Annotated in this window: 9 protein-coding genes; 3 read left to right on the top strand and 6 right to left on the bottom strand. The window is 75.0% G+C overall.

The window, feature by feature from the left end:
- Positions 1-58 precede the first annotated feature (58 nt).
- On the top strand, positions 59-1180 hold the full coding sequence (locus PAI11_RS03930) for a DUF5938 domain-containing protein (RefSeq protein WP_007571100.1): 1122 nt from the start codon (positions 59-61) through the stop codon (positions 1178-1180).
- 141 nt (positions 1181-1321) lie between these two features.
- Here PAI11_RS03930 and PAI11_RS03925 read toward each other — a convergent pair whose 3' ends face one another.
- The 6 genes from PAI11_RS03925 to hisIE all read right to left on the bottom strand — a co-directional run bounded on the left by PAI11_RS03925 (position 1322) and on the right by hisIE (position 7336).
- Positions 1322-2569 carry a S1C family serine protease gene (locus PAI11_RS03925; protein ID WP_050897090.1) on the bottom strand — a complete coding sequence of 416 codons (1248 nt, stop codon included), beginning with the start codon at positions 2567-2569 and terminating at the stop codon, positions 1322-1324.
- Positions 2570-2645: 76 nt separating this feature from the next.
- The gene (gene trpC / locus PAI11_RS03920; protein WP_007571095.1) at positions 2646-3434 is read right to left on the bottom strand and encodes an indole-3-glycerol phosphate synthase TrpC; all 789 of its coding nucleotides are present in this window, start codon (positions 3432-3434) and stop codon (positions 2646-2648) included.
- Positions 3431-4531, bottom strand: coding sequence for an anthranilate phosphoribosyltransferase (trpD, locus tag PAI11_RS03915; RefSeq protein WP_007571093.1), 1101 nt, complete (start codon positions 4529-4531; stop codon positions 3431-3433). The genes trpC and trpD overlap by 4 nt, the downstream gene beginning before the upstream one ends.
- Before the next feature lie 42 nt (positions 4532-4573).
- Entirely contained in the window at positions 4574-5152 is a 579-nt protein-coding gene (locus PAI11_RS03910) for an anthranilate synthase component II (RefSeq protein ID WP_040598205.1), read from the bottom strand.
- A 2-nt stretch (positions 5153-5154) separates the two neighbouring features.
- Positions 5155-6687 (bottom strand): anthranilate synthase component I, encoded by a 1533-nt coding sequence (gene trpE, locus PAI11_RS03905; RefSeq protein ID WP_007571089.1) that lies wholly within the window; start codon positions 6685-6687, stop codon positions 5155-5157.
- A complete protein-coding gene (hisIE, locus tag PAI11_RS03900; protein ID WP_007571087.1) occupies positions 6671-7336 on the bottom strand; it encodes a bifunctional phosphoribosyl-AMP cyclohydrolase/phosphoribosyl-ATP diphosphatase HisIE in 666 nt (221 codons plus the stop codon). Before hisIE ends, trpE begins: the two co-directional genes overlap by 17 nt.
- Positions 7337-7464: 128 nt before the next feature.
- Between hisIE and PAI11_RS03895 the strand changes: the two genes are divergently transcribed.
- Positions 7465-9570, top strand: a complete 2106-nt coding sequence (locus PAI11_RS03895; RefSeq protein WP_007571085.1) for a hypothetical protein — start codon at positions 7465-7467, stop codon at positions 9568-9570.
- A gap of 288 nt (positions 9571-9858) precedes the next feature.
- Positions 9859-12270: ATP-binding protein (locus PAI11_RS03890; protein ID WP_050897089.1), on the top strand; the 2412-nt coding region annotated here is incomplete at its 3' end.

The raw sequence follows: 12270 nt of genomic DNA, 5'->3' as shown, positions 1-12270 counted from the left end.
CGCGTCCGGAGGGACGGCGCGCTTCCCGCGCCATCCGATCGCCGACGAGGAGAGAAGCATGAGCAGCAAGCACCCCGTGGTCGTCTACGGCGCCAGCGGCTACACCGGCCGCCTGGTCGTGGAGTACCTGCGCGAGCACAACCTGCCGTTCGTGGCTGCCGGGCGCGACGCCGACCGCACGCGCAAGGTCGTCGAGTCGATCCCGGGCATCGAGACCGCGACCTACGACGTCGTCGCCGTCGAGCACACGGTCGAGGCGCTGAGCGAGCTGTTCGAGGGCGCCAAGGTCGTCTGCAACATGGTCGGGCCGTTCGCGACCCTCGGCCACGAGGTCGCGCAGGCCTGCCTGAACGCCGGCGCCCACTACCTGGACACGACCGGCGAGCAGGACTGGATCATCGACGCCGAGGCCAAGTACGGCGCGGCGTTCGCGGAGAAGGGCCTGGTCCTCTCCCCCGGCCTGGCCCAGATGTACACGACCGGCGAGATCGCGGCCAACGTCTGCCTCGAGCAGGAGGCCGGGCTCGAGACGCTCGACATCCTGGTGCTCTGGAAGGGCTTCCCGACCTACGCCTCGACCCAGACGATCTTCGTCAACCTGCTGACGACCCCGCACTACCTGGAGAACAACGAGTACGTCGCCTGGGAGGGCATCCGCGGCTACGAGGTCGCGGTCCCCGGCCAGCACGCCACCGCCCTGACCCTGCCGTGGGGCGGCACCTCGCACCCCGTCTGGTTCAAGAACGACCCGCGGGTGGCCAACGTCAAGGTTCTCGGCGGCGTCTTCGACCGGACCCTGATGGAGGGCGTGGTCCAGATGGCGCAGATGGTCGAGGAGCAGATCAAGCCGCTGCCCGCCGCCGAGCGCCAGGTCGCGCTCTCGAAGGCCGCCGAGGGGGTCCAGGCCGGGATGCCCCCGCGCGAGAACCCGCGCGTCAACCGCTCGATCGACTCGGTCTACGCGACCGGCCCGCTGAGCCACGTCCGGACCGTGATCCGCGGCAACTGCAACTACAAGCAGACCGGCCTGCTGCAGGCCTACGGCGCCCACCACCTGGTCCACGGCCGCCCGCTGCAGACCGGCTTCGCGTCCGGCTGCCAGGCCTTCGGCCACCGCCGCCTGCTGGGCGTGCTCCAGAGCTTCGGTCTCGTCGGCGAGCCGGAGGTCACGCGCTCCTAGCGCGCGACGAGGGCCGGTCCGGCGGGCAGCCGGACCGGCCCGTTCGCGGTCGCCTCGGCGGCCGCGGGAGGAGGTGACGACGCCCCGGGGAGGAGCCTCTCCCCGGGGCGTCGCCGTCTCGGGCGCCGGTCGGACCGGCGCCTACGGGGCGAACGGGTTGCCGGAGCCGTCGTCGGGGCTCTGGCCCTGATCGCTGCTGCCGGACGCAGTCGCGTTGTCCGGGCGACGGCCGAGCGTGACCGTCACGTCGACGTCCTTGGTGCCGCGCTTGAGCTTGACGTCGACCTTGTCGCCGGGCTTCTTGCCCTCGACCGTGCTGACGACGTCGTCGGCGGACTTGATCTTCTTGCCGTCGATCTCGGTGATGACGTCGCCGCCGATCTTGATCGACGCGCCGCTGAGCTGGACCGTCGCGGTGCCGGCGCGGATCCCGGCCTTGGCCGCCGGCGAGCCCGGGGAGACGCCCTGGACCCAGGCGCCCTCCTTGACCGACGGCGCCAGCTGCTCGGGCAGGCCCTCGGGGATGCTCATCGTCGTCACGCCGAGGTACGAGAGGTTGGCGTGGCCGTTCTTCTTCAGGTCCGGGAGGATCTGCTTGACGGTGTCGATCGGGACCGCGAAGCCGATGCCGACGCTGCCCGAGCCGCTGCCCGAGGTCGCGATCTGGCTGTTGATCCCGATCACGCGACCGGTGCCGTCCAGCAGCGGACCGCCCGAGTTGCCCGGGTTGATCGACGCGTCGGTCTGGATCACGTTGCTGATGTTGAAGCCGTTGGGGGCCTTGATCAGCCGCTGCTTGGCCGACACGACGCCGGTCGTCAGCGTCCGGTCGAGGCCGTACGGGTTGCCGATCGCCAGCACCGGGTCGCCGACCTGGACGTCCTTCGCGGAGCCCAGCTGGACCGGCTTCAGGTCGAGGCCCTTGGGGTCGACCTTGAGCACCGCGACGTCGGTCGACTTGTCCTGGCCGATGACCTTGGCGTCGACCGTCTTCTTGTTGCTGAACGAGACCTGGACCTTGGTCGCGCCGTCGATCACGTGCTCGTTGGTGAGGATCGTCCCCTCGCCGTCGATCACGAAGCCGGAGCCGGTCGCCTCGCCCTGCTGGTCCTGCTGCGGCGCGCCGAAGAGCCCGCCGCTCGAGCCCTGCTCCCGGACCTGCGCCTGGACGAGGACGACGCCCGGGGCGTCGCGCTCGTAGATCTCGCGTGCGGTCGGCCCGCTGTCGTTCGACGCGTTGGCGGCGCTGGCGACCGGGGCTTGCTGGAGGACGGTCGTCGTCGTGCCGTCGCCGTCCGAGCCGACGCCGATGGCGCCTGCCCCGAGGGCGAGACCGGCACCCAGCACGGCCGACACTCCGACGACCGCGGGCGTGGAGAGCTTGCTCATGAACACGAGTATGCGGCGTGTTCCCTAAGCGAACGTGAAGCGCCGCTACGAGGTCGCTTACAAACCGCTTCGACGGCTACGTCGTCGCGGCCAGTTCCCTGCAGGCAGCCTCGATGTCGTCCTGCTTCATGAAGTGCGACCCGACCAGCACCGCGTCGACGCCGACCCGCTCCAGCTCGTCGATCTCCTCGCGGCGGGAGATCCCCGACTCGGAGACGACGACCTTGCCCGCCGGGATGTGGCTGAGCAGCTCGAAGGTCGTGCCGAGGTCGATCGTCAGATCGCGCAGGTTGCGGTTGTTGATCCCGATCACGTCGGCGTCGACGACCTCGAGCGCGCGCTCGAGCTCCTCGCCGTCGTGGACCTCGACCAGCACGTCCAGGTCCAGCTCGCGGGCCTGGCGGTAGAGCTTCGCCAGGTCCTTGTCCTCGAGCGCCGCGACGATCAGCAGCAGCGCGTCGGCCCCCGAGACCGCGGTCTCGACCACCTGGTACGGGTGGACGATGAAGTCCTTGCGCAGGATCGGCAGGTCGCTGGCGGTGCGGGCGGCGGCCAGGTCGTCGAGCGACCCGCCGAAGAACGGCTCGTCGGTGAGGACGCTGAGGGCGGTCGCGCCGGCCCGCTGGTAGGCCGAGACGACCTCCTCGACCGTCGAGCCCTTGCGCAGCTTCTTCTTCTGCGACGGTGCCCGCCGCTTGTGCTCGGCGATCACCGAGACCCCGGGGCGCGAGGCGAGCGCCTCGGCGAACGGGCGGTCCGCGTCGCGCTTGCTCAGCCGCGTGCGGAGCTGGTCCTCGGGGACCAGCTTGCGGCGGCGCTTCACCTCGTCGCGGGTGCGATCGACGATGTCGTCCAGGATGCTCATGCAGGTGCGGGCGCGGTGTTGTCGGTGGGCGCCGCGCCGGTCGGCGGGCTGCCGTCGCTCGCGCCGGTGCCGGCCGCCAGCTGGTTGGTTCGAGCGACGAAGCGCTCGAGCACGTCGTGGGCGGCTCCGGAGGCGATCGCGGCACGGGCGCGCTCGACCCCCTCGGCCAGCGTCGCGGCGCCGCCGCCGACGAGGATCCCGGCGCCGGCGTTGGCGACGACCAGCTCGAGCGCCGGGCCCGCCTCGTCGGCCAGCACGCGACGGGTGACGTCGGCGTTCTCGGCCGGGGTCGCGCCGCGGACCGCGTCCAGCGGGTAGCTGGTGACGCCCAGCTCGGCCGGCGTGACGGTCAGCGTCCGGACGCCGTCGGGAGTGACGTCGAGGACGGTCGTCGGGGCCGCGATCGAGATCTCGTCGAGGCCGTCCTCGCTGCGGACGAGCAGCGCGCGCTCGGTGCCGAGGCGGTGGACCGCGTCGGCCATCCGCTCGATCACGTCCGGGTAGCCGACGCCGATCACCTGGCGCGGCGCGCCGGCCGGGCTGGTCAGCGGGCCGAGGACGTTGAAGACGGTCCGCACCGCCAGCTCCTTGCGGACCGGGATCACGTAGCGCGTCGCCGCGTGGTGGCGGGGCGCGAAGAGGAAGCCGAAGCCGAGCTCGTCGATCACCGTGCCGACCTGGGCGGCGTCGAGCTCGATCGCGGCGCCGAGCGCCTCGAGCAGGTCGGCGGCACCGGACTTCGAGGTCGCCGAGCGGTTGCCGTGCTTGGCGACCGCGCAGCCGGCGCCCGCGATCACGAAGGCGGCGGTCGTCGAGACGTTGAAGGTCAGCGCGCCGCCGCCGGTGCCGACGATGTCGACGAGCGCCGAGCGCGAGGTCACGACCTTGGTCGCGTGCGAGCGCATCGCCGCGGCCAGGCCGGCGATCTCGTCGGCCGTCTCGCCCTTGGCACGGAGCGCGATCAGGAAGCCCGCGATCTCGACGTGCGAGGCGTTCCCGGCCATGATCTCGTCGAGGACCCGTTGGGCCTCCTCGAGGTCGAGATCGCCACCGGACGCGACGCGTTCGATCGCCGGCGTGAGCACCGGGTGCGGCATGCAGTCGGTGAAGCCTAGATGATCCGCGGCGCGCCCACCGGGCTAGTGCGCCACGCCGTCCTGGAGGAACCGCTCGAGCATCCCCATCCCCTTCGGCGTCAGCACCGACTCGGGGTGGAACTGGACGCCCTCGGCGGGCAGGTCGCGGTGGCGGATGCCCTGGATCACGCCGCCGCCGCGCGCGGTCACGGCGAAGCAGTCCGGCAGCGAGTCCTCGGCCAGCACCAGCGAGTGGTAGCGGCCGACCTGGACCTCGTCGTCGAGCCCGCGGTAGATCGAGCGGCCGTCGTGGCGGATCATGGCGGTCTTGCCGTGGACCGGCTCGTGGCGGACGACGGTGCCGCCGAACGCCTGGCCGAGCGCCTGGTGGCCGAGGCAGACCCCGAGCAGCGGGACGCCGGCCTCGGGGAAGCGGCGGACCGCCTCGAGCGAGATCCCGGCGTCGTCCGGCGTGCACGGCCCCGGCGAGACGACGACGCGGTCGGGCCGCCGCTCCAGCAGCTCGTCGACGGTCGCCCTGTCGTTGCGGACGACGTCGATCGTCGCCCCCAGCTCGCCGAGCTCCTGCACCAGGTTGTAGGTGAAGGAGTCGTAGTTGTCGATCACGAGAACGCGCGTCATGGTCAGCTCCAGTCCGGCTGCTCGAGCGCGACCTCGACGGCCCGCCGGATCGCCCGCGACTTGTTGACCGACTCCTCGTACTCGTAGTCGGGGCGGGCGTCGGCGACGGTCCCGCCGCCGGCCTGGACGTGGGCGACGCCGTCCTTGAAGACCGCGGTGCGGATGTGGATGCAGGAGTCCAGGTCGCCGGACCACGACAGGTAGCCGACGGCGCCGCCGTAGCCGCCGCGCTTGACCGGCTCCAGCTCGTCGATGATCTGCATCGCGCGGACCTTGGGCGCGCCCGAGAGCGTCCCCGCCGGCAGCACCGACCGCAGGGCGTCGGTCGCGGCGACGGCCTCGCGGAGGGTGCCCGAGACCGCGCTGACGATGTGGAGGACGTGCGAGTAGGTCTCGACGACCATCAGCTCGTCGACCGAGACGGTGCCGTAGTCGCAGACGCGTCCGAGGTCGTTGCGGCTGAGGTCGACCAGCATCACGTGCTCGGCCCGCTCCTTCTCGTCGGCCAGCATCCCCTCGGCCAGCTCGGCGTCCTCGGCGGGCGTGGCGCCGCGGGGACGGGTGCCGGCGATCGGCCGCATCGAGATCTCGCGGCCGCGGACGGTGACCAGCGGCTCGGGGCTGGCGCCGACGACCTGCCAGTCGCCGAAGTCCAGGTAGTACATGTACGGCGACGGGTTGACCACCCGCAGGCCGCGGTAGACGCTGAACGGGTCGAGGTCGACCCGCGCGCTCCAGCGCTGCGACGGCACGACCTGGAAGGCGTCGCCGGCGTGGACGTACTCGATGATCCGCGCGACCATCGCCTCGAACTGCTCGCGCGTGTGGTTGGAGCGCCAGTCGGCGGCGGCGCGCGGGCCGTGGACGGGCGCCGGCGCGGGCGCCGGCCCCTGCAGCACCCGGCGCAGGCCGACGATCCGGTCGACGGCCTCGGCGTAGCGGCGCTCCAGCTCGTCCGGGTGGGCGGGATCGGGATCCTCGCCGGCCTCGACGTGGACCGGGGCCAGCAGCGTGACCGTGTGCTGGAGGTGGTCGAAGACGACCATCGCGTCGGTGACCATCAGCGCCAGGTCGGGCGTGCCGAGCTCGTCGGGGTTGGGCTCGGCCAGCGGCTCGACGGTCCGCACCAGGTCGTAGGCGAAGACGCCGACCGCGCCGCCGACGAACGGCGGCAGGCCCTCGACCTCGGCCACGCGGCGGCGCCCGACGGCGTCGCGGGCGATCGCGTAGGGGTCGCCCGGATCGCCCAGCCGCCAGCTGATCGTGCGGGCGGGCTGGACGCCGAGGAACGAGTAGCGGCCGACGCGGCCCTGGTCGGCGCTCTCGAGCAGGAACGCCGGCTCGCCGGGATGGGCGGCGCGCAGCTTGAGGAAGGCGGAGACCGCGGTCTCGGTGTCGTCGATCGTGCGGGCCAGCACCGGCACGACGTCGTTGTCGGCGGCCAGCGCACGGACCTCGTCGAGCGTCGGCGTGATCCGCAGCCCGAGCGCCGCCGCCCGCGCCAGCGCGGCGGAAGCGTCAGCCGCGGCGGGCACGGAGCACCTCGACGACGTCGGTGAGGGTCCGGTCGCGGCCCCGCAGCAGGGCCAGCAGGTGGTAGAGGACGTCGGCCGCCTCGGAGTCGACGCGCTCGTCGGACTCCTCGCGGGCGGCGCGGAAGACCTCCTCCGCCTCCTCCTCGACCTTGGCGCCGGCGAACGCCCGGTCGGCCAGCAGCTGGGCGGTGTAGGAGCCCTCGGGCGGCGCGGCGCGGCGCGCGGCCAGGACCCGCTCGAGGTCGGGCAGGACCTCGTGGGGCGCCAGCCGGTCGCGTGCGGTCTCGGCCGGGCCGAGGCTGCCATCGGCGGTCGCCGGGCGGTCGGGAGCGCCGAAGCAGGTGCGGGCGCCGGTGTGGCAGGCGGGGCCGGCCGGCTCGACCAGCGCCAGCACGGCGTCGCGGTCGCAGTCGACCCGCAGGTCGCGGACCCGCTGGACGTTGCCCGACGTCGCGCCCTTGTGCCACAGCTCCGCGCGCGAGCGCGACCACAGGTGCAGCTCGCCCGTCTCGCGGGTCCGCCGCAGCGCCTCGTCGTTCGCGTAGGCCAGGGTCAGCACCTCGCCGGTGCTCCAGTCCTGGATCACGACCGGCACGAGGCCGGCGTCGTCGAAGCGCACGGTGTCGGTCAGGTCCGGCAGCTCGGGCACGCCGGCGATTCTGGCAGGAAGCCCGCGACGGGCGAGGTCGCACCCGCCCTCCCGCCGCGGGTTCGAGCCGCGACCGGGTCGCGCGGGGCCCACGCGCCGATCGCCGGGGACATCTAGCATCCCCGCCGATGCGGCCCGGCGCGAACGTCCGGCGGACGCTGCTCGCCGCCGCGCTCGCCGTCCTGATGGTCGGGTGCGGGGACGAGCGCCCCGCCACCCCGGCGCTGCCCGGCACGGAGCGGTCCGACGGCGGCGACGCCGCGGCCGATCCCGAGGTCGTGGCCGGCGACCGCGCCTTCGACGCCGCCGGCGTCGCGGCCGCCGAGCAGCTGGCGCGGGCCGACGGCGACGACGCCTGGGCGCTCCCGGACGCCCTCCAGGGGCCGATGGACCGCTTGTGGAACGAGCGTCGCGGCGCCTACGTCAGCCCCGACGGACGGATCAGCACCCGCCTCAACGCCGAGATGCTGCGGATCCACGCCGCCGCCGCGCTGACCGAGCACGACGGCCCGGCCCGCCACGACGACCGGATCGCGGGGCTGGTCGCGTTCCTCACCGGCCCGGCCTACCTGGCCAGCACCGACGGCCTGCGGTTCGGCGACTCGCGCCACAACACCGTTCACGCGCCCGGCTGGCGGCAGTCCGACTCGCCGACGGTCAACCAGCACCCCAGCATCGACGCCACCGTCGCCCGGGCGCTGCGGATCGCGTGGCTGGCGCGCGAGCGGATCGGCCTGCCCGAGCGCGACCGGCAGGCGATCCGCGCCACCGTCGTCGCGGTCGCGTCCTCGGCGACCTTCCGGGCCCCGAGCCGGCTGCTGAACCAGATCAACTGGAACGCCGACCTCTACGGGGCCGCGGCGACGGTCGGCGACGACCCGCGGCTGCTGCGCGACGACTACCGCCAGCAGCTGGCGTGGTTCGCCGAGCACGCCCACCGGCCGGTCCACGCCGGCCGGACGCCGAACCTGAGCGACGGCAACGGCTTCCACTACCGGCCCGACGTGCGCGCCTCCGATCCCGTCGACCGGACCGACACCGTCGAGTACGCCAACGTCGTGCTCGGCGCGCTGCGCTACTACGGCCAGGCGCTGCGGGCCGGGATGCGCCCGCTGCGCCCGGAGCAGCTGGAGACCCTGCGCGAGTGGGCGACGCACACCGTCGACGCCGACTGGACGCCGTCCGGCTACCTGAACTGGGAGACCGGCAAGGGCCAGAGCCGGATCCACCTGCGCCAGTACTGGGCGCTGGCCCTGGACGGCGCCGTGATGGCGCTGCGCGGCGGCAGCTCGATCATCGGGCGGTCGCCGGCCGAGGCCGACCTGCTGCTCTCGCGCGGGGTCCGGCTGTTCCGCCAGTGGGCCGCCGACGCCGACACGATCCTGCTGCCGGCGACGACCTTCGGGTTCCGCTCCAGCTTCGAGAACGTCCGCAGCAACCGGGTGACCGCGACGGTCCGGCTGGCGGCGACCCTGGCCGACTGGGCCGCGGGCTGCGCCTGCGACGGCCGGCTGCCGGGACCCGACCGCTCCCTGGCGCCGCTGAAGGTCGACCTCGACCCGGGCTTCGGCCGGCTGACCGTCAACGGGCCCCGCTACGCGACGGCGATCGCGCCGCCGACCAGCGTCCCGACCGGCGGCGGGCTCGAGCCGGCCTGGATCCTGGACGCCGACGCGGCACCGCTCGGGGCGCTCGGCGGCGGCGGCGACGGATCGCTGGGGCTCGAGGTCTCGCGGGCGGGCGAGCCGCTGCTCGACACCCAGCCGGGCGAGCGCGCGCCCGACGCGAACCTGCGGCTCCGCCCGCTGCCGGGATCGGCGGACCGCTTCGCCGGCGTCGTCCGGAACGGCCGGGTCCGGGTCGACGTCCGCCACCGCTTCACGCGCGACGCGATCGTCACCCGCTACGTGATCGTCCCCGGGGGCCGGGTCGACGTCGCCCTGCGGCTGCCGGCCAACGGCCGCGCCGGCACGGTCCGCTGCCGTCCCGTCCGGCGGCACGGGCGGCCCGAGGACGTGCCCGGCTGCCCGGCCGGCTCGGAGTACCTGGTCCACACGTCGAGCGGCGCCGAGATGGCCGTCGAGCTGGGCGGGCTGCCGGCCGGGGCCAGGGTCACGCTCCACCGCCCGGCCGTCCGGTCGATGCTGCCGCGCCCGGGGATCCAGGCGACGGTCCGGTTCCCCGTCCGTCGCCGGACCGTGATCGAGCGGGTGCTGCGGCCGGTCGATCGCTGATCATCGCCCCGCGGCGCTGCTGCGGCGGGCGCCCCGGCGAGCGAGCGGTGCGGGCCGCGTGCACGGCCTGGCGGTCGTCGCGCCGCGCGACGACCGCCAGGGCGACCGTGACTCCTCCCCCAGTGCCGGCCCGAGTCCCACCGCGTCCCCCCGTGCGCGTCCCCCTGGCGACCCGACGACCTGCGCGCGGCAGTCTGGCGGGTGACGCGGCGGTCGTCATCCGGGAGATCCCTCGCCCCATCCCTCGCATCCCTCACCCGGTCCCCCGCGCTTCGCTAGGCTCGCGGGGTGGTCGATGGGGGTGGCCCGCTGATCGCGCGGGATCCGGAGCTCGCCGCGATGGTCGGCATCCTCGGCGACGGCCGATGGGCCGTCCAGGTCGCGGGCCCGGCCGGGATCGGCAAGAGCCGGCTGCTGCGGGAGCTGGCCGCCGTCGCCGCCGCGGGCGGATGGCTGGTGCTGCAGGGCCGCGCGGCGGAGTTCGAGGGCGAGGCGCCGTTCGGGATCGTCCGTCACGCCGTCGACGACTGGCTGCGAACGCTCGACGTCGCCGAGCGGTCCGCGCTGGCCGGGGCCGACGCCGACGCGCTGGCTCCCGCGCTGCCGTCCCTCGGCCCGTCCGCCGGCGCGGCGCCCGCGGTCCCGCCGCAGGAGCGCCATCGCACCTACGGCGCGATCCGGCAGCTGCTGGCGGCGATCGCCGAGCGCCATCCGGTCCTGCTCGTGCTCGACGACCTGCACTGGGCCGACCCGGCGTCGATCGAGCTGCTCGCGTACCTGCTGGCGCGACCACCGCGCGGCCCGGTGCGCCTGGCGCTGGGCCTGCGTCCGGCCCAGCTGCCGGCGGTGCTCGACCGCGCGCTCGCGGCGGCCGACCGCGAGCGCGAGGCGCTGAGCCTGGAGCTTCGCCCGCTCGACGTCGAGGCCAGCCGCGCCCTGCTCGGCGACGCGGTGCCGCCGGCGATCGCCGACGACCTCCATCGCGAGAGCGGTGGCACCCCGTTCTTCCTGCTCGCGCTCGCACACGCCTACCGCCAGGAGGGCCGCCGTCCGCTGCCGCCGACGGAGGACGCCGCCAGCGTCCCGTCGGCCGTGCGGGCGGCGCTCGAGGGCGAGCTGGCGGCGCTGACGGCACCGGAGCGGCGGCTGCTCCAGGGCGCGGCCGTGGCCGGCGACCCGTGCCGGCTGCGCGTCGCCGCCCGCGCCGCCGACGTCGCCGAGGACCAGCTGCCCGACCTGGCCGACGCCCTGGTGGCGTCCCGCCTGCTGACCAGGACCTCCGCGCACGAGCTGGCGTTCCGCCACCCGATCGTGCGGGCGACGGTGCTCGCCGGCACCAGCGGCGGCTGGCTGATCGGCGCCCACGCGCGGGTCGCGTCCCACCTGGCCGCCCAGGGCGCCGACCTGGCGGCCCGGGCGCCCCACGTCGAGCGCTCGGCCGTGCCGGGGGACGAGGCGGCGATCGCCCTGCTGCGCGCCGCCGGGGACGCCAACCGCCAGCGGGCGCCGGCCCTGGCCGCCCGCTGGTACGCGGCGGCGGCCGGCCTCGTGCCCGAGACGCCCGACGCGACGGCAACTCGCATCGACCTGCGACTGGCCGAGGCCGAGGCAGCCACCGGGGCCGGCCAGCTCGATCGCGGACGCGGCGCGCTCGGCGCGGTCCTCGAGCTGCTGCCGGCGGGCGCTCCGGAGCGTGCCGCCGTCACAGCGGGCTGCGCCGGCGTCGAGCACCTGCTGGGCCGCCACCGCGACGCGCGAGTCCGCCTGGCGGCGGCCCGGGCCGCGGTCGACCCGGAGTCCGAGGACGCGGTCCGGCTGGAGATCGAGCTGGCGGCCTGCGCCGGCTACGAGACGCGACCGACGGAGATGCACGAGCGGGCGCGCCGCGCGCTGGCCGACGCCGACCGCCTGCGGCTGCCGACGCTGGCGACGGTCGCCGCCGGGCAGGTCGCGCTCGCCGAGTACTTCCTGGGCCGCCCGGCGGAGCCGACGCTCGACGACGCCGCCCGGCGGTTCGCCGGGCTCGTCGACGACCAGCTGGCGACCAGGCTCGACCTCGGGCTCTGGCTCGGCTGGACCGAGGCGGTGTTCGAGCGCCACGCCGCGTCGCTGGAGACCGCGGCCCGCGTCGTGCGGGTGGCCCGCGAGACCGGGCAGGGCGCCACGCTGCTCGTCACCCAGACCGCCGCCACCTGGTCGCTGCTGCGCCTGGGACGGCTCGACGAGGCCGAGGCGACGATCGACGACGTGATCGACAACGGTCGCCTGACCCCGCACCTGTTCCTGTCGGTGTCCTTCGGCCAGCTGGCGGTGCTGCGGCTGGCGCAGGGCCGCCGGCCGGAGGCGCTGCGCGCCGGCGAGGAGTCGGTCCGCCTGGCGACCGGCGCCGATCCGGGGCTGATCCCGGGCATGAGCGGCTTCTACGCCGCCGCCCCGCTGCTGGAAGCAGGCCGTCCGACGGCCGCCCGCGACGTCCTGCTGGAGATGAGCGGCGGTCCGGTCCTGCGGACCTCGCGGTCGGGCTACGTCCCCGGCTGCGAGGTCCTCACCCGCGCCGCGCTCGCCGACGGGGACCTCGACGTCGCGGCCGGCTGGGCCTCGCGGGCGGTCGCGGGCACCCACGGCGGCCGGCTGGCGGCCGAGGACGCGCACGCTCAGCGGGCGCTGGCCCAGGTCGCGCTGGCGCGCGGGGACGGCGCC

It is taken from the genome of Patulibacter medicamentivorans (assembly GCF_000240225.1).
GTDB lineage: Bacteria > Actinomycetota > Thermoleophilia > Solirubrobacterales > Solirubrobacteraceae > Patulibacter > Patulibacter medicamentivorans.
The sequence above is the reverse complement of the archived record's forward strand: the minus strand, read 5'-3'. Positions and strand labels throughout refer to the sequence as shown.

Bases quoted from the DNA above. Each gene is read 5' to 3' on its own strand.
- PAI11_RS03930 (WP_007571100.1), top strand. From the start codon at position 59: ATGAGCAGCAAGCACCCCGTGGTCGTCTACGGCGCCAGCGGCTACACC.
- PAI11_RS03925 (WP_050897090.1), bottom strand. From the start codon at position 2,569: ATGAGCAAGCTCTCCACGCCCGCGGTCGTCGGAGTGTCGGCCGTGCTG.
- trpC (WP_007571095.1), bottom strand. From the start codon at position 3,434: ATGAGCATCCTGGACGACATCGTCGATCGCACCCGCGACGAGGTGAAG.
- trpD (WP_007571093.1), bottom strand. From the start codon at position 4,531: ATGCCGCACCCGGTGCTCACGCCGGCGATCGAACGCGTCGCGTCCGGT.
- PAI11_RS03910 (WP_040598205.1), bottom strand. From the start codon at position 5,152: ATGACGCGCGTTCTCGTGATCGACAACTACGACTCCTTCACCTACAAC.
- PAI11_RS03895 (WP_007571085.1), top strand. From the start codon at position 7,465: ATGCGGCCCGGCGCGAACGTCCGGCGGACGCTGCTCGCCGCCGCGCTC.